The sequence below is a fragment of the Hydrogenophaga sp. genome (assembly GCF_019264445.1).
Lineage (GTDB): Bacteria > Pseudomonadota > Gammaproteobacteria > Burkholderiales > Burkholderiaceae_C > Hydrogenophaga.
On record NZ_JAHVAB010000040.1, the window covers coordinates 116143 to 141684 of the forward strand.

A 25542-nucleotide genomic window follows, 5' to 3' on the forward strand; every position below is an offset into this window, starting at 1 on the left:
GCACATGACACAGAAGAAGATTGGCGACGTCATCCTCGACGTCCAGAACATCAGCCTGCGGTTCGGCGGCGTCAAGGCGCTCACCGACATCAGTTTCAACGTGCGCGAGCACGAGGTCCGCGCCATCATCGGCCCCAACGGCGCCGGCAAGAGCTCCATGCTCAATTGCATCAACGGCGTCTACCAGCCCCAGGATGGATCGATCAGTTTCCGGGGCCAGACGTTCAAGCACATGAACAGCCGCCAGGTGGCTGAGATGGGCATCGCGCGCACCTTCCAGAACCTCGCGCTCTTCAAGGGCATGAGCGTGATCGACAACATCATGACCGGGCGCAACCTGCGCATCAAAAGCGGGCTGCTCGCACAGGCGTTTCGCAACCCGTTCGGCATCGGCGGGGCGCAGAAGGAAGAAGAAGCGCAGCGCGAATTCGTCGAGCACATCATCGACTTCCTGGAGATCCAGGCCTACCGGAAAACCCCCGTGGGCCAGCTGCCCTACGGCCTGCAAAAGCGCGTGGACCTGGGCCGCGCGCTGGCCATGGAGCCGCAGGTGCTGTTGCTGGACGAGCCCATGGCCGGCATGAACCTGGAAGAGAAGCAGGACATGAGCCGCTTCATCCTGGATGTGAACGACGAATTCGGCACCACCATCGTGCTCATCGAGCACGACATGGGCGTCGTGATGGACATCTCCGACCGCGTCGTGGTGCTCGACTACGGCAAGAAGATCGGAGACGGCACGCCCGACGAAGTCCGCACCAACGAGGAGGTGATCCGCGCCTACCTCGGCACGAGTCACTGAGCGAGAAACACCATGGCATTTTTTCTGGAAGCTCTTCTTGGCGGCCTCATGGCCGGCATGCTGTATTCGCTGGTGGCGCTCGGGTTCGTCCTGATCTTCAAAGCCTCGGGCGTGTTCAACTTCGCGCAGGGCGCGATGGTGCTCTTTGCGGCGCTGGCGATGGCCCGCTTCTCGGAGTGGGCGCCGCAGTGGCTGGGCATTGAAAGCCGTGTGCTGGCCAACATGGTGGCGTTCGTGCTGGCCGGTGCGGTCATGTGGGTGGTGGCCTGGCTGATCGAGCGGCTGGTGCTGCGCCACCTGGTCAACCAGGAAGGCGTGACGCTGCTCATGGCCACGCTGGGCATCACGTACTTCCTCGACGGTCTGGGCCAGACGCTGTTTGGCTCCAACATCTACCCGATCAACGTCGGCATGCCCAAGGACCCGATCTTCCTGTTCGAAGGCACCTTCCAGGGAGGCGTGCTGGTCAACCTCGAAGACGTGTACGCCGCCTGCATCGCCGCGCTGCTGGTAGCCCTGCTCTCGCTGTTCTTCCAGAAGACGAGCACCGGGCGGGCGCTGCGCGCCGTGGCCGACGACCACCAGGCCGCGCAGTCCATTGGCATCCCGCTCAACCGCATCTGGGTGATCGTGTGGTTCGTGGCCGGCATCACCGCGCTGGTGGCCGGGATCATCTGGGGCTCCAAGCTGGGCGTGCAGTTCTCGCTCACCACGCTGGCGCTGCGTGCGCTGCCGGTGGTGATCCTGGGTGGCCTCACCTCGGTGCCCGGCGCCATCATCGGCGGCCTGATCATCGGCGTGGGCGAGAAGCTCTCCGAGGTGTACCTCGGCCCCTTTGTGGGCGGCGGCATCGAGATCTGGTTTGCCTACGTGCTCGCCCTTGTCTTCCTTCTCTTCCGCCCGCAAGGTCTGTTCGGCGAAAAGATCATCGACCGCGTCTGAGGTACTGACACATGTTCTACAGAGAAAACGGTCAATTCAAGACCTCTTACCGCGCGGACCAGCAGATCTTCCCGATCGCACAGGACCGCTGGCTCGTCCTCGCGCTGATCGCGGCCGCGTTCGTGCTGGTGCCGATGCTCGCCAGCGACTACCTCATGCGCGCCATCGTCATCCCCTTCCTGATCATGTCGCTGGCCGCGCTCGGCGTGAACATTCTGGTGGGGTACTGCGGACAGATCACGCTGGGCTCCGGCGCCTTCATGGCGGTGGGCGCCTACATGGCCTACAACTTTTTCGTGCGCATTCCCGGCATGCCGCTCATTCCCGCGCTGCTGCTCGGCGGGCTGTGCGCCACGGTGTTCGGCGTGCTCTTCGGGCTGCCCAGCCTGCGGGTGAAAGGCCTGTATCTCGCCGTGGCCACGCTGGCAGCGCAGTTCTTCTCCGACTGGATGTTCCTGCGCGTGAAGTGGTTCGTGAACGACTCGCCCTCGGGCTCGGTGTCGGTGAACAACCTGCAGGTGTTTGGCCTGCCCATCGAGAGCGCCGTGAGCAAGTACCTCTTCTGCCTGGCGGTGCTGGTGGTGCTGGCGCTGCTGGCGAAGAACCTGGTGCGCTCGGCCATCGGCCGCGAATGGATGGCCATCCGCGACATGGACGTGGCGGCCGCCGTGATCGGCATCCGCCCCATGTACGCCAAGCTCACCGCCTTCGCGGTCAGCAGCTTCATCATCGGCGTGGCCGGTGGCCTGTGGGCGTTCGTCTACCTCGGCGCCTGGGAACCGGCGGCCTTCGGGGTCGACATCTCGTTTCGCCTGCTGTTCATGGTGATCATCGGCGGCCTGGGCTCGATCATGGGCGCCTTCTTCGGCGCGGGCTTCATCGTGGTGCTGCCCATCGTGCTCAACCAGCTGCTGCCCGCCATCGCCGGGGTGTTCGGCATGACCATGTCCACGGCCGCGGTGTCACACGTGGAGCTGATGATCTTCGGGGGCCTGATCGTCTGGTTCCTCATCGTCGAGCCGCACGGCCTCGCCCGTCTCTGGTCCATTGGCAAGCAGAAGCTTCGCCTGTGGCCCTTCCCGCACTGACCCGCCACGCATTCCACCGCCAGAGTTCCCCGCCCGCTTCCCCCTTCATCAACAGGAGACAAACCATGAAGCTTCGCCATCTCATCCTCGCCGTTGCCGCTGTGGCGGCAGGCGCTTCCTCGCTGGTGGCCACCAGCGCGTTTGCGCAGGCCAAGGAGCAGTTCTTCCCGCTGCTGTCTTACCGCACCGGCCCCTATGCGCCCAACGGCACGCCCTGGGCCAACGGCAAGCAGGACTACATCAAGCTCGTCAACGCGCGCGACGGCGGCATCAACGGCGTCAAGCTCACGTTTGAGGAATGCGAAACGGGCTACGCCACCGACCGCGGCGTGGAGTGCTACGAGCGCCTGAAGAGCCGTCCGGGCGTGGCGCTGTTTGACCCGCAGGCCACCGGCATCACGTTCGCACTGACGGAGAAGGTGACCACCGACAAGATTCCGCTGCTCACGCTGGGCTATGGCCTATCGGTGGCGCAAGACGGCAACGCCTTCAAATGGAACTTCCCGCTGATGGGCAGCTACTGGACCGGCGCCGACATCCTGATCCAGCACATCGGCAAAAAAGAAGGCGGCATGGACAAGCTCAAGGGCAAGAAGATCGCCCTCGTGTACCACGACTCGCCCTTCGGCAAGGAACCGATTCCCGTGCTGCAGGAGCGCTCGAAGATGCACGGCTTTGACCTGCAGCTGATTCCCGTGACGGCACCCGGCGTCGAGCAGAAGGCCGCCTGGCTCCAGGTGCGCCAGAGCCGGCCGGACTTCGTGCTGCTGTGGGGCTGGGGCGTGATGAACTCCACCGCCCTCAAGGAAGCCCAGGCCACTGGCTACCCGCGCGACAAGATGTACGGCGTGTGGTGGGCGGGTGCCGAGCCTGACGTGAAGGACGTGGGCGAAGGTGCCAAGGGCTACAACGCGCTGGCGCTCAACACCTCGGGCACGCAGCCCAAGGTGATCCAGGACATCCTGAAGCTGGTGCACGACAAGGGCCAGGGCACGGGACCCAAGGACGAAGTCGGCTCGGTGCTGTACACCCGCGGCGTGATCATCCAGATGCTGTCGATCGAAGCCGTCAAGCGCGCACAGGAGCGTTTCGGCAAGGGCAAGGTCATGACGGGTGAACAGGTCCGCTGGGGCCTGGAGAACCTGGCGCTGGACCAGAAGAAGCTGGATGCGCTGGGCTTCGCCGGCATCATGCGGCCGCTCTCCACCTCGTGCAACGACCACATGGGCTCGACCTGGGCCCGCGTGCACACCTGGGACGGCGCCAAGTGGAACTTCACCTCGGACTTCATGGAAGCCGACGAGCAGATCATCAAGCCAATGGTCAAGGCGGGTGCCGACAAGTACCTGGCCGACAAGAAGATGAGCCGCCGTCCGGCATCGGACTGCGCGTCGTGATCTGACCCACCCCCGCCGCGCTGCGCGCGACCCCCTCCAGGGGGCGGCACTTCGGACCGGCAAAGCCGGACCCTCCGTGCCCCTGGAAGGCGTCCTCGCGGTCGGCGGGCCGGCTGGTTCGCCAGCCACCATCTGCAAGGCCGGCGCGCCGTGCCTTGCGAATGGTCCCCAAGGAATCCCCATGAGCACACCCAACACCGTCCTCAACGTCAACGGCATCGAAGTCATCTACAACCACGTCATCCTGGTGCTCAAGGGCGTGTCGCTGCAGGTGCCCGAAGGGCAGATTGCGGCCATTCTGGGCGGCAACGGCGCGGGCAAGACGACAACGCTGCGCGCCATCTCCAACCTGCTCAAGGGCGAACGCGGGGAGGTCACCAAGGGCAGCATCGAGTTGCGCGGCGAGCGCATCGAAAACCTCTCACCCGCCGACCTGGTGCAGCGCGGGGTGGTGCAGGTCATGGAAGGGCGGCATTGCTTTGCCCACCTCACCATCGAGGAAAACCTCATGACCGGCTCCTACACCCGCAAGAGCAAGGCCGAGATCGCGGCCAACCTGGAGAAGGTCTACAACTACTTCCCGCGCCTGAAGACGCGGCGCACCAGCCAGGCCGCCTACACCTCGGGTGGCGAACAGCAGATGTGCGCCATTGGTCGCGCCCTCATGACCAACCCCAACGTGATGCTGCTCGACGAGCCGTCCATGGGGCTGGCGCCGCAGATCGTCGAAGAGGTGTTCGAGATCGTCAAGGACCTCAACCAGAAAGAGAAGGTGACCTTCCTGCTGGCCGAGCAGAACACCAACATGGCGCTCAAGTACGCGGACTACGGCTACATCATGGAGAGCGGACGCATCGTGATGGACGGCGTGGCCAGCGAGCTGCGCAACAACGAGGACGTCAAGGAGTTCTACCTGGGCATGGGCGGGGGCGAGCGCAAATCCTTCAAGGACGTCAAGAGCTACAAGCGCAGGAAGCGCTGGCTCGCGTAAAGCCAATCCACCCACGCCTCGCCACCCGCGAGTCACCCTTCAGGGGCGATGCGGCGGCCCGCCAGAGTCGCGCGGCCGCATCGTGGTCAGTCACCTCACCTTCACACATTGCAGCCATGGCACAGCCTGAATTTTTCGATGCACTGGAAACCCGCCCACCCGAGCAGCGCGAGCGCGAGCAGATGGGCGCCCTGGCCGGTCAGGTGGCACACGCCCAGCGCCACAGCGCCGCATTTGCAGAGATCCTCCAGGGCATCGACGCCGCCAGCGTGAACAGCCGCGCGGCGCTCGCGCGGCTGCCCGTCACGCGCAAGACGGAACTGCTGGAGCGCCAGACCGCCCTGCGCGCCACCGATGTGTTTGGCGGCTTCTCCACGCTGGTGCGGGGCCCGGCGATGACGCGGGTGTTCTCCTCGCCAGGCCCGATCTATGAGCCCGAGGGACATGTGCGCGACTACTGGCGCGCGGGCCGCTGCCTGTTTGCCGCCGGCTTTCGTGCCGGCGACCTGGTGCACAACGCGTTCAGCTACCACATGACCCCGGGGGCTTTCATCCTGGAGTCGGGCGCGCATGCGGTGGGCTGCACGGTGTTTCCCGCTGGCACCGGCCAGACCGAGCAGCAACTGCAGGCCATTGCCGAGCTCAAGCCCGAGGCCTACACGGGCACCCCCAGCTTCCTGCGCATCCTGGTTGAAAAGGCACAGGAGAGCGGCACGAACATCAGCAGCCTGCGCAAGGCGGTGGTGGGCGGTGAAGCGCTGCCCCCCAGCCTGCGCGACTGGTTCGCCGAGCGCGGCGTGGCGGTGTACCAGAGCTACGCCACGGCCGACCTGGGCCTGGTGGCCTACGAAACCACCGCGCGTGAAGGGCTGGTGCTCGACGAAGGCGTGATCGTCGAGATCGTGCGCCCCGGCACCCGCGAGCCCGTGCCCGACGGCGAGGTGGGCGAGCTGGTGGTGACCACCCTGAACCCGGCGTATCCGCTCATCCGCTTCGGCACGGGCGATCTGTCGGCGATCCTGCCCGGCCCCTGCCCCACCGGTCGCACCGCACCGCGCATCAAGGGCTGGATGGGTCGAGCCGACCAGACCACCAAAGTGCGCGGCATGTTTGTGCACCCCTCCCAGGTGGCGGCCATCGCGCAGCGGTTTCCCCAGGTGGGCAAAGCCCGCCTGGTGGTCAGCGGCGAAATGGCCAACGACCGCATGTGCCTGCGCGTGGAGACGCACGACACCGACGCCAGCCTGTCGCAGCAGATCGAAGGCGCGGTGCGCGACGTCACCAAACTGCGTGCCGACGTGGAGCTGGTGCAGCCCGGCTCACTGCCCAACGACGGCAAGGTGATCGAGGACGCGCGCAGCTACCAGTAAAGCCCCCTGGTGGCGCGAGGGTATGTGTGGCGAGGGTTTTCCCCGGCCCGGGGCTAAGTAATTTCCGCGATACGGGCATGCGGTGCCGGCACTACCATTCGGGGGTATATCAACCCTTTCTGGAGCACCCTATGAAAAAGATTCTTGCCATGGCGGCCCTGTCGGTCGCCGTGTCGTCCGGGGCCTTCGCCCAGGCCTTCCCGAGCAAGCCCATCACCTTCGTGGTGCCCTTCGCCGCTGGCGGCCCGACCGATCTGGTGGCCCGTCGCCTGGCCGAAGCCATGCGCAAGCCCCTGGGCGGCGCCAACATCGTGGTGGAAAACGCCGCCGGCGCAGGTGGCACGATTGCCGGCACCAAGGTGGCCCGCGCCACGCCGGACGGCTACACCCTGCTGGTCTGGCACATCGGCATGGCCGCCACCACCAGCCTGTACCGCAAGCAGACGTTCAAGCCGCTCGAGGACTTCGAGTTCCTGGGCATGATCAACGACGTGCCGATGACGCTGCTGGGCACCAACAAGCTCAACGCCAACACGTACCGCGACTTTGAAGCCTACATCCGCGCCAACGGCGGCAAGCTCAACCTGGCGCACGCCGGCCTGGGTTCTGCCTCGCACATCTGCGGCCTGATGTGGCAATCGGCTGTGAAGCTGGACAAGTCGATGACCACCATCGCCTACCGCGGCACGGGCCCGGCCATGAACGACCTGATCGGCGGCCAGGTGGACGTGATGTGCGACCAGACCACCAACACCACCGCGCAGATCGAAGCCGGCCGCGTGAAGGCCTTCGCCGTGACCACGGCCAAGCCGCTGTCCAACCACAAGCTGCTCAAGGACTACCCGTCGCTGCAGGAAATGGGCCTCAAGGGCTTCAACCTGACCATCTGGCACGGCATGTACGCACCGAAGGGCACGCCACCTGACGTGACCAAGAAGCTCAACGATGCCCTGCAAGTGGCCCTGAAGGACCCCGAGTTCATCAAGAGCCAGGAAGACCTGGGCGCCATCGTCGTGACCGACAACCGCATGACGCCTGCCGGCCACAAGGCGTTCGTGGCCAACGAGATCACCAAGCTCAAGGCCGCGATCGACGCCGCTGGCCAGTTCGCCGACTGATTCCCGCCTCGCTCGCCCGAACAGGGCGGCTCCATGCAAGCCGCCTTCGGGCGGCTTTCTTTTTTCCACCCGAGGAGACATCGATGGAAACCCGCTTTTCAGCATCGCGCCGCCGCCACCTGCTGAGCCTGGCCGCCGCCGGCTCGGCTTTTTGCCTGCCAGGCCTCGCGCTCGCGCAAGGCGCCTGGCCCAACAAGCCCGTGCGCATCGTGGTGCCCTTTGCACCCGGTGGCACCACGGACATCCTCGCGCGCGTGCTCGCGCCTGAGCTCAGCAAGGCCTTCGGGCAGAGCTTCGTGGTGGAGAACCGCGCTGGCGCGGGCGGCAACATTGGTGCCGAGGTGGTGGCCAAGTCGCCCGCAGACGGCTACACCCTGCTCATGGGCACGGTGGGCACGCACGGCATCAACCAGTCGCTCTACGCCAAGCTGCCCTACGACCCGCAGAAGGAGTTCGCCCCGATCACGCTGGTGGCCGGTGTGCCCAACGTGATGGTGATGAACACGAAACGGGCCCAGGCGCTGGGCATCGCGTCGGTGGCCGACTTCGTGAAATACGCCAAGGCAAACCCGGGCAAGCTGAACATGGCCTCCAGCGGCAATGGCACGTCCATTCACCTGGCGGGTGAGCTGTTCAAGTCGCGCACCGGCATCTTCATGACGCACATTCCCTACCGTGGCTCCGGCCCGGCCCTGACCGACCTGCTGGGCGGCGCCATGGACGTGATGTTCGACAACCTGCCTTCGGCCATGCCCCACATCCAGTCGGGTGGCCTCAAGGCATTTGCCGTGACCAGCGCGGTGCGCTCGTCGGTGCTGCCCGACGTGCCCACCGTGGCCGAGGCGGGCAGCCTGCCGGGCTTTGAAGCGAGTTCGTGGTTCGGCCTGCTCGCGCCGGCCGGCACGCCCGCCGACATCGTGAACCGCGTGCAGCAGGAAACCGCCAAGGCCATGAACCAGCCCGCGGTCAAGGAGCGTCTGGTGGCTCAGGGCGCGATTCCAAGCGGCAACACGCCAGCGGAGTTCACGCGCCTGATCGATGCGGAAACCACCAAGTGGGCGGCGGTGGTGAAAGCATCAGGCGCGCGCGTCGACTGACGCCCTGCGCCGGGCTGGCGTCTGGCCTCAGACGCCCCAGACGATGTCGACGCCGGCCTGCTCGCAGCGCTGCAGCATCTCGATGAAGGGCGCACTGCGCATGCGCAGGCTGACCGTGTCTGCCGCGGACGCGTCGTCCTGCGACTCATCGTCCTGCTTGCTGCGCGCTTCGTCTTCGGCAATGGCGGTGCGAATGGCCTGCACCGCTGCGCTCATTTCGCGCGGCTGAATCACACCGGGGCCCGATGGGTCCTTGCCCAGGATCTCCAGCAAACGTTGGCCGTGCTGCGCGAGCATCACGAGGTCGCCCGTTTCGCGGGACTTGAATCGATAGACAGACATGGTTTGTCTCCTGTGCGGTGCGAAGACCATTCTTGCACCGATGAGCCGCTGAGACCAGACGACTTTTTGAGCGCACTGGCCTGGGCGTAAACCGCAGCAGATGGCTACGGGTTTACCCGATTGGCATCATATATTTTAAACCTAAACTAATTAGGCATGAACCCCTACACCTCCTCCCTCCAGCGCATCCTCTGCATCGGCGGGGGCCCGGCTGGTCTGTACTTCGCCTTGCTGATGAAGCAACGCGATCCCACCCTCACGGTCACCGTGGTCGAGCGCAACCGCCCCTTCGACACCTTTGGCTGGGGCGTGGTGCTCTCGGACCAGACCTTGGGCAACCTGCGCCGGGCCGACCCCGAGTCGGCCGCGCTGATCGGTGAGGCCTTCAACCACTGGGACGACATCGAGGTGTTCTACAAGGGCGGCCGCGTGCGCTCGGGCGGCCATGGCTTCTGCGGCATTGGCCGCAAGAAGCTGCTCAACATCCTGCAGGACCGGTGCCTGGCGCTGGGCGTGAACCTGGTGTTTGAAACCGATGTGGCCGACGACCAGGCGCTGGCCGCGCAATACAACGCCGACCTGGTGATCGCCAGCGACGGCCTCAACAGCCGCATCCGCACGCGCTACGCCGAGACCTTCCAGCCCGACATCGACAACCGGGAGTGCCGCTTCGTGTGGCTCGGCACGAAGAAGACGTTCGACGCCTTCACGTTTGCCTTTGTGCAGACGGAGCACGGCTGGTTTCAGGCCCACGCCTACAAGTTCGACGGCGAGACCTCCACCTTCATCGTGGAAACGCCTGAAGCGGTGTGGAAGGCACACGGCATTGACCAGATGAGCCAGGCCGATGGCGTGGCATTCTGCGAAAAGCTGTTTGCCCCTTACCTGGACGGACACCCGCTCATCAGCAACGCAGCCCACCTGCGCGGCTCGGCCATCTGGATCCGCTTCCCGCGCGTGATCTGCAACACCTGGGTACACCAGCAGGACATTGCCGGCCGCAAGACACCGATCGTGCTCATGGGCGATGCCGCCCACACCGCGCACTTCTCCATCGGCAGCGGCACCAAGTTGGCCCTGGAAGACGCCATCGACCTGGCCGACGAGTTCGCGCGCCATGCCAATGCGGATGTGGCCGAGGTGTTGCAGGGCTACGAAGCGCGCCGCAGTGTGGAGGTGCTCAAGATCCAGAACGCAGCGCGCAACTCCACCGAGTGGTTCGAAAACGTGGACCGCTACACGGGCATGGAGGTCGAGCAGTTTGCCTACTCGCTGCTCACGCGCAGCCAGCGCATCAGCCACGAAAACCTGCGACTGCGCGATGCGAAGTGGCTGGAAGGCTACGAGAACTGGCTCGCACAACAGGCGGCGCCGGGTACCCCTCTCAAAAAGCACCCCACACCACCGATGCTGCTGCCGCTTACCGTGCGCGGCGTCACGCTCAAGAACCGCATCGTCGTCTCGCCCATGGCGCAGTACAGCGCGGCCGATGGCGTGGTGGGCGACTACCACCTCGTGCACCTGGGTGCGCGCGCACTGGGCGGTGCCGCCCTGGTGATGGTGGAGATGACCAGCCCCACGCCCGAAGGCCGCATCACCCCCGGCTGCCCGGGGCTGTGGAACGATGCGCAGCAGGCTGGCTTGAAGCGCATCGCCGATTTCGTGCACGGCCAGAGCAGCGCCAAGATCGGCCTGCAGCTGGGCCACAGCGGTGCCAAAGGCTCCACGCAACTCGGCTGGGAAAAAATCGACGAGCCACTGCCCGAAGGCAACTGGCCCCTGATCTCCGCCAGCGCCGTGCCCTATGGCGAGCAGAACCAGGTGCCGCGCGCCATGACCCGCGCCGACATGGACGCGCTCACCGCCGCCTTTGTCGACGCCACGCAGCGCGCCGCCGCCGCCGGCTTTGACTGGCTCGAACTGCACGCCGCACACGGCTATCTGCTCTCGGCCTTCATCTGCCCGCTCACCAACCTGCGCACCGATGCATACGGCGGCACGCTCGCCAACCGTTGCCGTTACCCGCTAGAAGTGTTTGCCGCCATGCGCGCGGTGTGGCCCGCCGACCGCCCCATGAGCGTGCGCATCTCCGCGCACGACTGGGCGCCCGGCGGCAACACGCCCGACGACGCGGTGGAAATGGCGCGCCTCTTCAAAGCCGCTGGCTGCGACGTGATCGATGTGTCTTCGGGCCAGACCACGCGTCAGGCCCGGCCGGTGTATGGCCGCATGTACCAGACGCCGTTTGCCGACCGCGTGCGCAACGAGGCCGGCATCCTGACCATGGCGGTGGGCGCCATCAGCGAAGCCGACCACGCCAACAGCATCATCGCGGCCGGGCGCGCCGACCTGTGCGCGGTGGCGCGCCCCCACCTGGCCGATCCGGCCTGGACCTTGCACGAAGCCGCGAAGTTGCAGACCCGCGCGGTGGAATGGCCACGCCCCTACGAAAGCGGGCGCGACCAGCTCTACCGCGAAATCGCCCGCCAGCAAGCCCTCAAGGAGGTGGGAGCATGAGCGCAGCGAAAGAACGCGAGGCACAAGATCCAGCGCAGGGCCGCCCCAAGCTGGATCAGCCCCCTCGGGGGGCAGCGACCCGCGCAGCGGCGGAGCGTGGGGGACCCGATCCAGCGCAGGGCCGCCCCAAGCTGGATCAGCCCCTGGACCCAGCAAGGAGCGGGGCCCCTCCCCGTCATGGGGCAGCGACCCGCGCAGCGGCGGAGCGTGGGGGCCACTCCCTCGACCTCGAAGCCCGCGCCCACAGCGAACACGCGCACGAGCTGCGCCTGTGGCTGCGGCTGCTCACCTGCTCGCAACTGATCGAGAAGCGCGTGCGCGCCGGCCTGCGCGAGCAGTTCGACACCACGCTGCCGCGCTTTGACCTCATGGCCCAGCTCGAGCGCCACCCCGAGGGCCTGAAGATGAAGGAGCTCTCGCACCGCCTCATGGTCACGGGCGGCAACGTCACCGGCATCACCGACCAGCTGGTGATCGAAGGGTTGGTCGAGCGCATGGGCGTGGAGGGCGACCGCCGCGCGTTTCGCGTGCGCCTCACCGACCGGGGCCGTGCCAGCTTTGTGGCCATGGCGCGCCAGCACGAGCAATGGATCGTGGAAGCCTTTGACGGCCTGAACCCGCGCGATTTGGAGAGCCTGCACAAGCTGCTGGGCAAGGTCAAACAACACCAGCTCGACATCAACCAACGCATCGACGCATGAAACACCCGATCCCCGACCACAACCCCATGCGCGGCCAGTACGGCCCCAAGGCCTCACCTGCTCCCGCGCATTTCGCGCTCAGCGTGACCGACGGCGTGGCCACCGTCACGCTCAACCGGCCCGAGCGCAAGAACCCGCTGACCTTCGACTCGTACGCCGAACTGCGTGACTGGTTCCTGAGCCTGCAGAAAGCCACCGACGTGCGCGCCGTGGTGCTCACCGGCGCGGGCGACAACTTCTGCTCGGGCGGCGACGTGCACGAAATCATCGGTCCGCTCACGAAGATGAGCATGCTCGAGCTGCTGGCCTTCACGCGCATGACCGGCGCGCTGGTGAGCGCCATGCGCGCCTGCCCGCAACCCATCGTGGCGGCCATCGACGGCGTGTGCGCCGGCGCGGGCGCGATGATGGCGCTGGCCTCCGACCTGCGCCTGGGCACGCCGAACACCAACACCGCGTTTCTGTTCACCCGCGTGGGCCTGGCCGGCGCCGACATGGGCGCGTGTGCGCTGCTGCCGCGCATGATCGGGCAGGGCCGCGCCAGCGAACTGCTGTTCACCGGGCGCGCGATGACCGCCGCCGAAGGCCACGCCTGGGGCTTCTTCAACGCGCTGCACGACAGCGCCGCCCTGCTGCCCGCCGCGCACAAGCTCGCGGCCCAGCTGGCACAGGGCCCGACCTTCGCACACGGCATGACCAAGACCATGCTGCACCAGGAATGGGCCATGACGCTGGACCAGGCCATCGAGGCCGAGGCACAGGCGCAGGCCATCTGCATGCAGACACAAGATTTCCGCCGCGCGTACGAAGCGTTCGCCGCGAAGCAGCGCCCTGCGTTCGAAGGCAACTGAGCATGAAGCAACACCCGTTCGGGCTGAGCCTGTCGAAGCCCCACCAGTCCGCATGGCGAGAGCCCTTCGACAAGCTCAGGGCGAACGGAAATGGGGGTACGTGAAATGGTCGCGTTTGAACACCCGCACGGCATGCACCCACCACAGGCGCAATGGGAGCTGCCATTCTTCGAGCCACACCACCGCGAGATGGCGCCGCGCCTGGCCGATTGGGCCGCGCAGCAACAGGTGGACGAGGCCGACGACCGCGCCGCGTGCCGGGACTGGGTGGCCCGCCTGGGCCAGGACGGCTGGCTGCGCTACTGCGTGCCCGCCGCGCACGGCGGCGCGTTGCCTGCGCTCGACTCGCGCTCGCTGGTGATCCTGCGCGAGACGCTGGCCTTTCACTCCCCGCTGGCCGACTTCGCCTTCGCCATGCAGGGCCTGGGCAGTGGCGCGATCACGCTCGCCGGCACACCCGCGCAGCAGGCGAAGTACCTGGGCGCCGTCGCCAGCGGCCAGAAGATCGCCGCCTTCGCACTCAGCGAACCGGAAGCCGGCTCCGACGTGGCGGCCATGGCCACGCGCGCGGTGGCCCGGACGGGTGGCTGGACGCTGGATGGCACCAAGACCTGGATCAGCAACGGCGACCTTGCCGACTTCTACGTCGTGTTTGCCAAGACCGATGCCGAAGCGGGCTCGCGCGGCATCAGCGCCTTCATCGTCGATGCACCCCACCCTGGCCTGAAGAGCGACGAGCACATTCATGTGATGGCGCCCCATCCCCTGGCCACGCTGCGCTTGCACGGCTGCGAACTGGACAACGGCGCGATGGTGGGCCCGCTGCACGGCGGCTTCAAGCTCGCCATGCAGACGCTGGACATCTTCCGCGCCTCGGTGGCGGCCGCCGCGCTGGGCATGGCGCGGCGTGCGTTCGCCGAAGCCCTGGCGCAAGCGAAGCAGCGCAAGATGTTCGGGCAGACGCTGGGCGACTTCCAGCTCACGCAAGCCCGCCTGGGCGAGATGAGTGCGCTGATCGACGCGGCCGCCGTGCTCACCTACCGCGCGGCCTGGCAGCGCGACTGCAGCGCCACGCAGGGCGCGGGCACCGCTGCGTACACCACCGCCGCGGCCACTGCCAAGCTCACCGCCACCGAGAACGCACAGCGCGTGATCGACATGGCGCTGCAGATGTTTGGCGGACGCGGTGTGCAGGTGGGGCAGAAGGTCGAGAGCCTGTACCGCGACATCCGCTCGCTGCGCATCTACGAAGGTGCGAGCGAGGTGCAGTTGCTCATTCTCGGAAAGGCCGCGTTGAGATGAACAAGATCGCCATTCCCTCTGCGCAGCCCGATCGCTTCGTGCACGACCGGCTGCCGCCGCCCGGGCAGTGGCCCGAGCTGCGCTTTGACCGGCCCGAGCTGCAGTTGCCCGCGCAGGCAAATGCGGTGCAGGCGCTGTTTGACCGCGCCATGGCCGCGGGCCACGCCGAGCGCCCGCTGTTTCGCAGCGACGAGCGCACGCTGACCTACGCGCAGACGCAGGCCGAAGTGCACCGCATTGCGAATGTGCTCACGGTGGAACTGGGCCTCGTGCCTGGCAACCGTGTGCTGCTGCGCGGCGGCAACTCGGTGGCCATGGCGCTGGCGTGGCTGGGCACGGTGCAGGCCGGGCTGGTGGCGGTGGCCACCATGCCGCTGCTGCGCGCCAAGGAGCTGGGCGCCATCATCACCAAAGCGCAACCCTCGGTGGCGCTGTGCGACGCCCAGCTGCAGGACGAGCTCAAGGCCGCGCTCGCAGCAGACCCCGGCGCCGCCAGCACGAAGCTGCTGGTGTTCAACGCCGGCGACACCGACACCGCCCACTCGCTGGAAGCGCTCGCAGCTCGCCACTGCCCGACCAGCACACCCTGCCCCACCGCCGCCACCGACATCGCACTGCTGGCCTTCACCTCCGGCACCACCGGCACGCCCAAGGCCGCCGTGCACACCCACCGCGACGTGCTGGCCGCCTGCGAAACCTGGCCGCGCCACGTGCTGCGTGCCACGCCCGATGACATCGTCATGGGCTCGCCACCGCTGGCCTTCACCTTCGGCCTGGGCGGCTTGCTCGTGTTCCCGATGTGGGCCGGCGCCTCGGTCTACTTCCCCTCCATCGCCTACACACCCGAGGCCATGGTGCAGCTCATCGGCCGCGTGGGCGCCACCATCTGCTACACCGCGCCCACCTTCTACCGGCAGATGGCCGCGTTTGCGCGGCAGCATGGCCTGGGCCGGCTGCGCATCAGCGTGAGCGCCGGCGAAGGCCTGCCTGATGCGACCCGCCAGCTCTGGAAAGACGCCACCGGCCTGGAAATGATCGACGGCATCGGCGCCACCGAGATGTTCCACATCTTCATCTCCTCTGCACCCGAAGCGGTGCGCCGCGGCGCCATTGGCCAGGTGGTGCCCGGCTACGAAGCGCGCGTGGTCGACGACGACGGCCAGCCCCTGCCTGTGGGCGAAGTGGGCAAGCTCGCGGTGATCGGACCCACCGGCTGCAAGTACCTCGACGAACCGCGCCAGACGCAGTACGTGCGCGATGGATGGAACTACCCCGGCGATGCGTTCCGCCAGGACGCCGACGGCTACTTCTTCTACCAGGCCCGCACCGACGACATGATCATCACCGCCGGCTACAACGTGGCCGGCCCGGAAGTGGAAGCCTCGCTGCTGCAGCACCCGGCCGTGGCCGAGTGCGGCGTGGTGGGCAAGGCCGACGAGGAGCGCGGCCAGATCGTGCTGGCCTATGTGGTGCTCAAGCCCGGCGAGGCCTGCGATGCCGCGCAGGCCAAAGCCCTGCAGGACCACGTGAAGCAGAACCTGGCCCCCTACAAATACCCGCGCGAGGTGGTCTTCGTGACCCAGCTGCCGCGCACCGAAACCGGCAAGCTGCAGCGCTTTGCGCTGCGCCAGCAAGCCCACTCACCCCGAACACCCACATGATCAAGCACCTGCAACCGCCCGGCTGGGCAGCACCCAAGGGCTATGCCAACGGCATCGCCGCCCGCGGCACCCACGTCTACGTGGGCGGCCAGATCGGCTGGAACGCCGCCCAGGCCTTCGAGAGCGACGACTTCATCGCGCAGACGCGACAGGCCCTGCTCAATGTGCGCGATGTGCTGGCCTGTGCCGAAGCCACACCCCAGCACATGGTGCGCATGACCTGGTACGTGACCGACCGGCTGGAATACAACGCGCGGCTGCGCGAGCTCGGCGAGGTCTACCGCGAAGTGATGGGGCGCAACTTCCCCGCCATGACCTGCGTGGAGGTGAGCGGCCTGATGGAGGCCCGGGCCAAGGTGGAGATTGAAGTCACGGCGGTGGTGCCGGACTGAGGGTCACCAGAGCGCGGAGTCGCGCATGTCCTCGATCTTGCGGCGGTCGCGCTGCAGGCGCGCCTGCACCACGATCACGACCAACACCGTCAACGCCACCCCGACCAGCACCGTCTCTGCCGTGGACAGCGCGCGCCCCAGCACGGCCGCGCCCAGCCAGGCAATGCCCATCAGGCAGACCGCCCAGGCCACAGCGGCCACGGCGATCAGGGGAAGGTGTCGGAACATACGGTTCAGGGGCATCGGGGTACGAGGGGAATTCATTCTCGCACTGCATCCGCCATCCGGGTGACTACACTGGCGTCCTTTTGCAACGGCTGTGGCCCTCATGGACCTTCTGATTCTCCTGCTGGCGGCGTTCGCCGGCGTCGCTTTCGTCAACGCACAGGAACAGAAACGCCGCATCGCCCTGCTCGGCCATCACCTGGGCCAGTACCAGATTGAAGCGCTGATGGAGAACATCACCCAGGGCTACCTGCGTGCACTGGGTGAAGACGATGCCGAGCGCCGCGAGCAGATCTGGAGCCTGCTCGCCGGCGCAGAGCGCTCGGTGGCCGAACAGTTCGGCCGCTTTGCCAACGGGTTTTCCCAAGTGGATGCCGCCGCGTCGCGCGTGAGCAAGCTCGCGCTGGCCCTGCCAGGCGCCAGCCGGCTGCTGCCTGGCGCCACCTTTGATGTGCGCGAAGCGTTCCGCCTGCACGCCGCAGGCATTGCGAGCGCCGTCGCGAACGAAGCGCAACACTCACTGCGCGACAAGGCCTTCACCCTGTCGGCCGAGCTGTTCCTGATGCAGCACACGTGCCATTGGTTCTGCCGCTCACGCGCGGTGGCTTCCGCGCGCTTGTTGCGGCGCCACCAGACGAGCCACGAGCAGGTGCTGGCCGCGGTGTCCCCGGCCACGCGGCATGCCTACCGGGAACTCACCGGCATCTGAAGCCGATCAGCCCACCGCGTCGCGGCTGCACTTCTTGGTGAAGCTGTTCTTGGCGGCACCCGCGAGCTTTTTCTCAGCAGCAGCCATGTCGCATGTGGCGGCAGCATCCTTCTGGCATTTCTTCAGAAAAGACGTTTTGGCCGCACCGGCCAACTTCTTTTCTGTGGCGGCGGCGTTGCACGTCATGTCCGCCGAGAAAGAGGCCAAAGGCATCAAGGCGGCAAGGGCGAACGAGCACAGGACAGCGAGGCGCATGAACATCTCCGGCGGTTGAAAACCCCATTGAAGGCCTACGCCGGGGCGCTGTCAAGAATACTCTCCCGGGGTATGGCACCCGCGGGCGAAACCGCCACAGTCGCAAGCCCGCTGGTTTGCGCAGAGGCTGAATGGAACGCCGCTTTTCTCAGCGCTTGCGGCCGCCAAGGGTGCCGCGCAACGTCTCGATAAAGCTGAGGCTGGCGGCTGACAACGATCTGCCGCGCTTGGTGACCACCGACACATCGCGAGACACCCGCGGCGCCGAAATCGGCCGAATGACCAGCTCGGGCGCGTTTTCGGCGTGGGCGAAGGCGGCGGGCATGACGGCTGCGCCCATGCCGCTGGTGGTCATCCACAGCGCGGTCGACAGAAAAGACACCTCGTTGCTCACGTCCAGGCTGACCCCGGCCTGCACGGCGGTCTTCTCGATCAGCGAACGGATGCCATAGCCCGGGCGCACCGTGACCAGCGAATGGCCCTGCAGATCCGCCCAGCGCACGCTGCGGACACGCGCCAACGGATGGGAAGGAAGGCACACCAGCGCAAGGTGGTCGCGCAGCAGCGTTTGTGTGTCGATCTCGGCACCTGGGCGCTCGGGCGTGCCGATGCCAAAGTCCACGTGCTCGCCAATGATGCGGGACACGAACTGGTCGGGTGCGCAGTCGTCCACCTGCAGCTTGACCTGAGGATGCGCGTGCATGAATCGCTGGATGGCCTCAGGCAACAGAAAGGACGCCAGCGTGGGTGTGATCGCCACGCTGACACGTCCGCGCTCAAGTTGGGCCAAGTCCCGAAAACCAGCGGACAGCGCGTCGACATCACGCAGGATGCGCTCGGCCATCGGAAGCATCTCGGTGGCGGCAGGTGTGGGTTGAAGCGAACGGGTGGTTCGATCAAACAAGCGCGCGCCCAGTCCTTCTTCCAGCTGGCGCAGGAGCATGCTGACGGCCGACTGCGTGACAAACAGCTTGTCGGCCGCCGCACTGAGCTTGCGCAATCGGTGCACCTCCACGAAGGCCCGCAGTTGCCGGATGGTGGGTGTGAAGTTCGGATTCATCAGACAACATCATATTTCGTTCGCAAATTATTGATTTACGAATGAATTCAACCAGCGTTCAATGCACGCTTCTCGCAACACAAAGAAGGAGACAAACGCCATGCCCCAAGAACTCAAACCCCTGCGCCCGCTCGCCGGCCTGACACGCCGACGGGCGCTGACGGCCATGACCGCTGCCGGGCTGTCTGCTGCCGGTCTTGCTCGCGCGCAGGCCCCCGCCGAGTACCCGACCAAACCCATCCGCGTGGTGGTGACCTTCCCGCCAGGCGGCAGCGCCGACGCGGTGTTCCGGCTGCTGGTACCCCGGCTGAACGAAAAGCTGGGGCAACCCGTGATCGTGGACAACCGGCCGGGGGCAGGGGGCAATGTCGGCATGTCGCTGGTGGCCAAGGCCCCGAACGACGGCTACACGCTGGGCCTCGGTGCGGCCGGTGCGCTCTCGGCCAACGTGAGCCTCTACGAGCAGATGCCCTTTGACACCGCACGCGATCTCAAACCCGTGGCCATGGTGGCGGGCATTCCGTTTGTGCTGGTGGGTCACCCTTCGATGGAGCCGCGCACGCTCAAAGCCTTGATCGAACGCGCCCGCTCAGCGCCCGGAAAGCTGTCGATCGCCCACGGTGGCAATGGCACGGCCATGCACCTCTCTGCCGCCCTGTTCACGCAAATGGCGGGTATCAAGCTGGTGGAGGTGGCCTACCGCGGCTCTGGACCGGCCGCCATGGACACGCTGGGCGGACAGGTGCCGCTGGCCATCGTCGACCTGCCCTCGTCGCTGCAGCAGATTCAGGCCGGCAAGCTGATTGCCTACGCCGTCACCGGCACGCAGCGCCTGCCCACCTTGCCCGACGTGCCCACCATGGCCGAGGCCGGCCTGCCGGGCTATGACTCGACCGGATGGTTCGGCATCGTCGCGCCGGCCGGTACGCCCGATGCCATCGTGTCGCGCCTCAACGCCGAGATCAACGGCGCCCTGAAGGACGACGCCACGCGCGCCACCATGGCCACGATGGGGGTTGAGGCCGCGCCCGGCACGTCCTCACAGTTCGCGAGCTACATCGCGTCTGAAACCACCAAATGGGCCGGCGTGATCCGCACCGCCCGCATCAAGCTGGATTGAACCGATGAATCTGCAGAACTTCACCGCCGACGTGCTCGTCGTCGGCGCAGGCCCGGTGGGCCTGACCCTGGCAATGGACCTGGCTTCGCGCGGCGTGAGCGTGGTGATCGTTGAAACCCGCCGCAGGGGCGAGCCGCCCAGCGTGAAGTGCAACCACGTGGCCGCCCGCACCATGGAGCAGTTCCGGCGGCTGGGTGTGGCACAGCAGGTGCGGCAGGCGGGCCTGCCTGAGGACTATCCGAATGACGTGGTGTTCAGAACCTCATTCACGGGTCAGGAGCTCACACGCATTGCGATCCCATGCCGGCGCGAGCGCTACACCCGCGAGGGCGGCCCTGACACGTGGTGGCCCACACCTGAGCCCCCTCACCGCATCAACCAGATCTACCTGGAGCCGATTCTGCTGGCGCACGCCACCGCGCAAGCTGGCGTGACGCTGCTGGACCGCACCCAGGTCACCGACTTCACACAAGACGGCGATGGCGTGGTGGCACAAGGCCTCGGACTGGACGACGGCGGTACCGTCAACATCCGCTGCCAGTACCTCGTGGGCTGTGATGGTGGCAGCTCGATGGTGCGCAAAACCATCGGTGCGCAGCTGGAAGGCACGCCGGTGATCCAGCGCGTGCAGTCCACCTACATCCGCGCGCCCGGGCTGCTCGCCAAGGTACCCGGCGCTCCCGCCTGGTCGTGTTATTCGGTGAACCCGCGCCGCTGCGGCACGGTGTTTGCGATCGACGGACACGAGCGCTGGCTGGTGCACAACCACCTGAACCCTCACGAGCCGGAGTTCGATTCCATCGACCGTGACCGCTCGATCCGCGAGATCCTCGGCGTCGACGACGACTTCCAGTACGAAGTGATCAGCAAGGAAGACTGGGTGGGCCGCCGCTTGGTGGCCAACCGGTTTCGGCAGGGACGCGTGTTCCTCGCAGGCGACGCCGCACATTTGTGGGTGCCCTACGCGGGGTATGGCATGAACGCGGGCATTGCCGATGCGCTCAACCTGAGCTGGTTGCTCGGTGCGCACCTGCAGGGGTGGGCGGACAAACAGGTGCTGGACGCCTACGAGGCTGAACGCCAGCCGATCACCGAGCAGGTGTCGCGCTTCGCGATGGACCACGCGCAGAAAATGATCCGCGCCCGCGGCGCTGTGCCGCCCGACCTGGAAGCGCCAGGTCCTCAGGGAGAGGCACTGCGTGCGGCGGTCGGCAAGGAAGCCTACGACCTCAACGTGCAGCAGTTCTGCTGCGCTGGCCTGAACTTCGGGTACTTCTATGCGGACTCACCGCTGATCGTGGCCGATGGCGAGGCGCCGCCGCCCTACAGCATGGGCAGCTTCACCCCCTCCACCGTGCCCGGCTGCCGCGCGCCGCACTTCTGGCTGGAAGATGGCCGATCGCTGTACGACGCCTTCGGCCCGGGCTACACGCTGCTGCGCAGCCGCCAGGCCATCGACATCGAAGCCCTGCTGGCAGCAGCGCGCGAAGCGGGCATGCCATTGACCGTGATCGATGTGAACGCCGCACAGCTGCCCGACGGTTACCGCCATCCGCTGGTGCTCTGCCGTGCCGACCAGCATGTGGTGTGGCGCGGCGAGCAGCTGCCCGAGAACGCGGGTGCACTGGTGGCGCGTCTGTGCGGCCGTGCCGATGCGCGGGTGCCTGAAGCCGTCAGTGGCTGATCACCGGGGGACGGCGCGGTGCGTCAGTCCCAAACCGGCGCCAGCCCTTCGGGGTTCACCAGGCGGTCGTTGCGGTCCAGCGTGGCGATGCGCACCATCTCCTCATCGCTCAGACGCAGCGCGGGCGCCAGCAAATTGCTCTGCAGGTTCTCGCGTTTCGTCGATGACGGGATGACCGCGAAACCGCGCTGCAGGGCCCAGGTGAGCGCCACCTGTGAAGGTGTCCATCCGTGCGCCTGGGCGATGGCAGCGATGGCGGGGTCGCTCAGCACCTTGCCGTAGGCCAGCGTCATGTACGACGTGAGGTGCAGGCCCTGCGCGCGCGCAAAGGCCACCAGCTGAGGGCTTTGCAGGTAGGGATGCAGCTCCACCTGGTTGGTGGCGATGGCCTTGGCGCCCACCACGTCAATGGCCTGCTGCAGCAAGGGAATGGTGAAGTTGGACACGCCGATCTGCCGGGTGAGGCCTTGGGCCTGGGCCGCCTGCAAAGCGTGCAGCGAATCGGCCAGCGCCACCGCGCCGCCGGGCGAAGGCCAATGGATCAGCGTGAGATTCACATGGTCGGTGCGCAGCTTGCGCAGGCTCTCCTGCAGGCTCGGCACCAGCTTGTCGGTGGACAGGTTGTCGGTCCAGATCTTGGTGGTGATGAACAGCTCACTGCGCGGCACGCCGCTCTCGGCAATCGCCTGACCGACCTCGGCCTCGTTGCCATAGATCTGTGCGGTATCGATGAGGCGGTAGCCGAGTTCGAGCGCCTGGCGCACCGAGTCGATGACGACCTGGCCTTTGAGGCGGAAGGTGCCGAGGCCGAAGGGTGGAATGGTGTGGGTGGTGTTCATGCTGTGGCTTTCAAAAAGGAAGAGGTTCAGTGGCCGCCGGCATACGCCGTGCCGCTGGTGGTGCGGGTAGGTGCCGGGTCGCGCGCATCGAGCCGGCCGCTGAGCAGCGTGAGGCCGAGCGCGCCGAGCACCACGAGTGCGCCGATCCACGGTGTGTGCTGCAGGCCGATGCCGTCGACGACGACGCCGCCGCCCCACGCACCCAGCGCAATGCCGAGGTTGAAGGCCGCGATGTTCAGGCCCGATGCCACGTCGATGGCTTGCGGCGCGAAGCGCTCGGCTTGCTGCACCACATACACCTGCAGGCCCGCCACATTGCCGAAAGCCACCGCACCCCAGGCCAACACGGTCAACACCATGAGCCAGGGGTTGGACGCCGTGAAGGTGAGCACCAGCAGCACCAGTGCCAGCAAGGCGAAGATGAGCTTCAACGCACCCACGGGGCCTTTGCGGTCGGCGAGCTTGCCGCCCCAGATGTTGCCCACCGCCACCGACACGCCGTAGGCCAGCATCACGAGACCCACGGCGCTGGCCTGCAAGCCGGTGATCTGCTGCAACATGGGCGCAAGGTACGTGAAAGCGACAAACGTGCCGCCGTAACCCACAGCCGTCATGGCGTACACCAGCAACAGGCGCGGCTGCTGCAACACGCCCAACTGTTGGCGCAATGAAGCGGGGGCGTTGTGCGCCAGTTTGCGTGGCACAAACACCAGGCTGCCCAAGATGGCCACCACGCCCAACGCCGCCACGGCAAGAAACGTGGCGCGCCAGCCGAAATGCTGGCCAATGAACGTGCCCAGTGGCACACCGGTGACCAGCGCCACCGTGAGGCCGCTGAACATGGTGGCAATGGCGCTCGCTGCCTTCTCCTTGGGCACCAACCCGGTGGCGATGGTCGAGCCGATGGAGAAGAACACGCCATGCGCCAGACCCGTGAGGATGCGCGCCGCAACCAGCGTCTCGTAGCCCGGCGACAACCAGGCCAGAAGATTGCCCAGCGTGAACAGCGCCATGAGCGAGAGCAGCAGCGTCTTGCGCGGCAGGCGGCCGGTGAGCGCCGTGAGCACGGGCGCGCCCACCGCCACGCCCAGGGCGTACAGGCTGACCAGCAGGCCGGCCGAAGGCAGGCTCACACCCAGGTCCGCAGCGATGGTGGGAATGAGGCCGACGATGACGAACTCGGTCGTCCCGATGGCAAAGGCGCTGATGGTCAGCGCGAGCAAGGCTAAGGGCATGAAACCACTCCAGATAACGGGGAAGGCCCGCAGTGTGGTCCCGTCGTTTGTTGAGAAAAAGCGGTTGCCCAGCACAACATTTGTGCTGAGAATTCAAGAATGAAAACCACACTCGACGAATTGCTGGCCTTCAAGACGGTGGTGGACACCGGCTCCATCAGCGCCGCCGCCGAGCGGCTGGAGCAGACCAGCTCGGGCATCAGCCGCGCGCTCAGCCGCCTGGAGCACAAGCTCAACACCACACTGATGCGCCGCACCACCCGCCGGCTGGAACTGAGCGAGGAAGGTCAGTTGTTCCTGGCCCGGGCGCGCGACATCCTGCAGTCGGTTGAAGCCGCAGAAGACGAACTGGCCTGCCGCCACCTCAAGCCCGCCGGCCGGCTGCGTGTGAATGCCTCATCGCCGTTCATGCTGCATGTGCTGGTGCCGCTGGTGACGGACTTCCTCGCCGAGTACCCCGACATCGAACTCGAGCTGCACACCGGCGACGGCATCGTCGACCTGATCGAACACCGCGCCGACGTGGCGATCCGCCACGGTCCGCTGCGCGACTCGACGCTGCATGCGCGACCCCTCACCGCTTCCCGCCTGCGGCTGCTGGCCAGCCCCGCCTACCTGAAAAAAGCGGGCCGACCGACAAAGGTGGACGACCTGAACCGGCACACGCTGCTGGGCTTCACCCAGCCCGAGAGCCTGAACACCTGGCCGCTGCGGCACCCCGAAGGCGACGGCCTGGGCATCACGCCGGACATTGCGGCGTCCAGCGGAGAAACGGTGCGGCATCTGGCGCTCTGCGGTGCGGGCATTGCCTGCCTCTCGGACTTCATGACCGAGGCCGACCGCCAGAAGGGCGACCTGGTGCAGGTGCTGCTGCGCGACACGCTGGAGGTGCGGCAACCGGTGAACGCGGTGTACTACCGCAACACCGAGCTGGCCTCGCGCATCCGGTGCTTTGTGGACTTTCTGGCGCTGCGCATGGCGTCGCCCTCCTGAGCGCTGCGCTGCAGGCGCATCAAGTTCAGCAGCAGGCCGCCGATACACCAGGCAACCTGTTCTGAAAAGACCCCCATGGACGTCTCCCCCATCGCCCTCGTTCAAGCCGTCGCCGAAATGAAGCGCGACCAGACTTTCAGCGACGTGCAGATTGAAGTGCTGAAGAAGGTGCAGGACATTCAGTCCGCTGGCGCCATGGCCATGCTCAACGCCCTGCCGGCAGACCTGCCCCTGGCGGCCGACGGCTCGCTGGGCACGCAGGTGAACACGCTGGTCTGATGGCGCTCGTTTGACCGCGCGGCTCAGCCCGCTGCGCTGGCGGCCTGGCGCATGAGCTCAATGAAACGCTTGGCCCCCAGCCCCATCGGGCGGTCGGTGTGCCACACCACATCCACCCACACGCGCAGCTGGTTGCTGATGTTGCCGAAGCGGATTTCGGTCAGCGTGCCGGCAGCCACCATGGGCTTGATCAGGCTGCGCGGCAGGTAAGCCCAGCCCAGCCCGGCCTGCACCAGGCTGAGCGTGGCCAGATGGCTGTCGGTGCGCCAGATGTGGCGCGAGACCAGCAGGCGCGGGTCGCGCCCACGGGGGTCGCGGCTGACCACCGCGATCTGGCGGATGTCGATGAGGTCGTTGAGCTGCAGCTCGCCCTGGCGCGCCTGCGCCTCGGGGTGCGTGGGCGAGATCACCGCCACCAGAATTTCCTGCCCCAGCTCCTGGAAGCCTTCGCGTTCGTCGGTGCCCGGGCGCTCGAACACCAGGGCCAGGTGCGCGTCGCCCGCGTGCAGCATGCGCAGCGCGTCGGACTGCGGCGCCGACAGCACTTCGACGATGAGCGCCGGGTACTCGGA

General features: G+C 66.7%; 26 protein-coding genes. 19 read left to right on the forward strand and 7 right to left on the reverse strand.

Translation table 11 applies throughout. The features are described 5' to 3' along the window. Window positions 1-4 precede the first annotated feature (4 nt). The 8 genes from KXJ60_RS06425 (at window position 5) to KXJ60_RS06460 (ending at window position 8805) form a co-directional block, all read left to right on the forward strand. Window positions 5-802, forward strand: a complete 798-nt coding sequence (locus KXJ60_RS06425) for an ABC transporter ATP-binding protein (RefSeq protein ID WP_291125361.1) — start codon at window positions 5-7, stop codon at window positions 800-802. Between the two features lie 12 nt (window positions 803-814). After that, entirely contained in the window at window positions 815-1744 is a 930-nt protein-coding gene (locus KXJ60_RS06430) for a branched-chain amino acid ABC transporter permease (protein WP_291125363.1), read from the forward strand. An 11-nt stretch (window positions 1745-1755) separates the two neighbouring features. Further along, complete coding sequence (locus KXJ60_RS06435) at window positions 1756-2832, forward strand: branched-chain amino acid ABC transporter permease (protein ID WP_291125366.1); 1077 nt, start codon at window positions 1756-1758, stop codon at window positions 2830-2832. 65 nt (window positions 2833-2897) lie between these two features. Next, window positions 2898-4229, forward strand: a complete 1332-nt coding sequence (locus tag KXJ60_RS06440; protein WP_291125369.1) for an ABC transporter substrate-binding protein — start codon at window positions 2898-2900, stop codon at window positions 4227-4229. Between the two features lie 181 nt (window positions 4230-4410). Next, complete coding sequence (locus KXJ60_RS06445; protein WP_291125372.1) at window positions 4411-5220, forward strand: ABC transporter ATP-binding protein; 810 nt, start codon at window positions 4411-4413, stop codon at window positions 5218-5220. Between the two features lie 116 nt (window positions 5221-5336). Beyond that, window positions 5337-6590, forward strand: coding sequence for an AMP-binding protein (locus KXJ60_RS06450; RefSeq protein ID WP_291125375.1), 1254 nt, complete (start codon window positions 5337-5339; stop codon window positions 6588-6590). A 131-nt stretch (window positions 6591-6721) separates the two neighbouring features. Continuing rightward, window positions 6722-7708: a tripartite tricarboxylate transporter substrate-binding protein gene (locus KXJ60_RS06455; RefSeq protein ID WP_291125377.1), complete on the forward strand. Its 987-nt coding sequence runs from the start codon at window positions 6722-6724 to the stop codon at window positions 7706-7708. A gap of 83 nt (window positions 7709-7791) precedes the next feature. Then, window positions 7792-8805, forward strand: coding sequence for a tripartite tricarboxylate transporter substrate binding protein (locus KXJ60_RS06460; RefSeq protein ID WP_291125380.1), 1014 nt, complete (start codon window positions 7792-7794; stop codon window positions 8803-8805). Window positions 8806-8832: 27 nt separating this feature from the next. Here KXJ60_RS06460 and KXJ60_RS06465 read toward each other — a convergent pair whose 3' ends face one another. Beyond that, the gene (locus tag KXJ60_RS06465; RefSeq protein ID WP_291125383.1) at window positions 8833-9147 is read right to left on the reverse strand and encodes a DUF1840 domain-containing protein; all 315 of its coding nucleotides are present in this window, start codon (window positions 9145-9147) and stop codon (window positions 8833-8835) included. A gap of 156 nt (window positions 9148-9303) precedes the next feature. Between KXJ60_RS06465 and KXJ60_RS06470 the strand changes: the two genes are divergently transcribed. The 6 genes from KXJ60_RS06470 (at window position 9304) to KXJ60_RS06495 (ending at window position 16571) form a co-directional block, all read left to right on the forward strand. After that, window positions 9304-11664 carry a bifunctional salicylyl-CoA 5-hydroxylase/oxidoreductase gene (locus tag KXJ60_RS06470; protein ID WP_291125386.1) on the forward strand — a complete coding sequence of 787 codons (2361 nt, stop codon included), beginning with the start codon at window positions 9304-9306 and terminating at the stop codon, window positions 11662-11664. Between the two features lie 263 nt (window positions 11665-11927). After that, window positions 11928-12365, forward strand: a complete 438-nt coding sequence (locus tag KXJ60_RS06475; protein ID WP_291125439.1) for a MarR family transcriptional regulator — start codon at window positions 11928-11930, stop codon at window positions 12363-12365. After that, entirely contained in the window at window positions 12362-13216 is an 855-nt protein-coding gene (locus KXJ60_RS06480) for an enoyl-CoA hydratase family protein (protein ID WP_291125389.1), read from the forward strand. The genes KXJ60_RS06475 and KXJ60_RS06480 overlap by 4 nt, the downstream gene beginning before the upstream one ends. Window positions 13217-13348: 132 nt before the next feature. After that, window positions 13349-14518: an acyl-CoA dehydrogenase family protein gene (locus KXJ60_RS06485; RefSeq protein WP_291125392.1), complete on the forward strand. Its 1170-nt coding sequence runs from the start codon at window positions 13349-13351 to the stop codon at window positions 14516-14518. Next, the gene (locus KXJ60_RS06490; protein ID WP_291125395.1) at window positions 14515-16179 is read left to right on the forward strand and encodes a benzoate-CoA ligase family protein; all 1665 of its coding nucleotides are present in this window, start codon (window positions 14515-14517) and stop codon (window positions 16177-16179) included. Before KXJ60_RS06485 ends, KXJ60_RS06490 begins: the two co-directional genes overlap by 4 nt. After that, window positions 16176-16571, forward strand: a complete 396-nt coding sequence (locus KXJ60_RS06495) for a RidA family protein (RefSeq protein WP_291125398.1) — start codon at window positions 16176-16178, stop codon at window positions 16569-16571. Before KXJ60_RS06490 ends, KXJ60_RS06495 begins: the two co-directional genes overlap by 4 nt. A 3-nt stretch (window positions 16572-16574) precedes the next feature. Here the strand turns inward: KXJ60_RS06495 and KXJ60_RS06500 are convergent, their stop codons facing one another. Next, complete coding sequence (locus KXJ60_RS06500; protein WP_291125401.1) at window positions 16575-16799, reverse strand: hypothetical protein; 225 nt, start codon at window positions 16797-16799, stop codon at window positions 16575-16577. Between the two features lie 100 nt (window positions 16800-16899). On the opposite strand from KXJ60_RS06500, the gene KXJ60_RS06505 reads away from it, so the two are divergent. Next, window positions 16900-17505, forward strand: a complete 606-nt coding sequence (locus KXJ60_RS06505; RefSeq protein WP_291125404.1) for a hypothetical protein — start codon at window positions 16900-16902, stop codon at window positions 17503-17505. A 6-nt stretch (window positions 17506-17511) separates the two neighbouring features. On the opposite strand, the gene KXJ60_RS06510 is transcribed toward KXJ60_RS06505, so the two are convergent. Then, window positions 17512-17760, reverse strand: coding sequence for a PsiF family protein (locus KXJ60_RS06510; RefSeq protein WP_291125407.1), 249 nt, complete (start codon window positions 17758-17760; stop codon window positions 17512-17514). A 148-nt stretch (window positions 17761-17908) separates the two neighbouring features. Next, entirely contained in the window at window positions 17909-18820 is a 912-nt protein-coding gene (locus KXJ60_RS06515) for a LysR family transcriptional regulator (RefSeq protein ID WP_291125410.1), read from the reverse strand. 100 nt (window positions 18821-18920) lie between these two features. Here KXJ60_RS06515 and KXJ60_RS06520 point away from each other — a divergent pair, with 100 nt between their 5' ends. Further along, window positions 18921-19940 carry a tripartite tricarboxylate transporter substrate binding protein gene (locus KXJ60_RS06520; RefSeq protein ID WP_291125413.1) on the forward strand — a complete coding sequence of 340 codons (1020 nt, stop codon included), beginning with the start codon at window positions 18921-18923 and terminating at the stop codon, window positions 19938-19940. A 4-nt stretch (window positions 19941-19944) separates the two neighbouring features. After that, window positions 19945-21624, forward strand: coding sequence for an FAD-dependent oxidoreductase (locus KXJ60_RS06525; RefSeq protein WP_291125415.1), 1680 nt, complete (start codon window positions 19945-19947; stop codon window positions 21622-21624). A gap of 23 nt (window positions 21625-21647) precedes the next feature. On the opposite strand, the gene dkgB is transcribed toward KXJ60_RS06525, so the two are convergent. Together dkgB and KXJ60_RS06535 are read right to left on the reverse strand one after the other, a co-directional pair. Next, window positions 21648-22463 carry a 2,5-didehydrogluconate reductase DkgB gene (dkgB, locus tag KXJ60_RS06530; protein WP_291125417.1) on the reverse strand — a complete coding sequence of 272 codons (816 nt, stop codon included), beginning with the start codon at window positions 22461-22463 and terminating at the stop codon, window positions 21648-21650. Window positions 22464-22489: 26 nt separating this feature from the next. Further along, window positions 22490-23698, reverse strand: coding sequence for an MFS transporter (locus KXJ60_RS06535; protein ID WP_291125419.1), 1209 nt, complete (start codon window positions 23696-23698; stop codon window positions 22490-22492). Between the two features lie 99 nt (window positions 23699-23797). On the opposite strand from KXJ60_RS06535, the gene KXJ60_RS06540 reads away from it, so the two are divergent. Beyond that, complete coding sequence (locus KXJ60_RS06540; RefSeq protein WP_291125422.1) at window positions 23798-24691, forward strand: LysR substrate-binding domain-containing protein; 894 nt, start codon at window positions 23798-23800, stop codon at window positions 24689-24691. 75 nt (window positions 24692-24766) lie between these two features. Next, window positions 24767-24970, forward strand: coding sequence for a putative motility protein (locus KXJ60_RS06545; protein WP_291125426.1), 204 nt, complete (start codon window positions 24767-24769; stop codon window positions 24968-24970). Window positions 24971-24993: 23 nt separating this feature from the next. Here the strand turns inward: KXJ60_RS06545 and KXJ60_RS06550 are convergent. Next, on the reverse strand, window positions 24994-25542 hold a 549-nt coding region (locus KXJ60_RS06550), incomplete at its 5' end, for a substrate-binding domain-containing protein (RefSeq protein ID WP_291125428.1).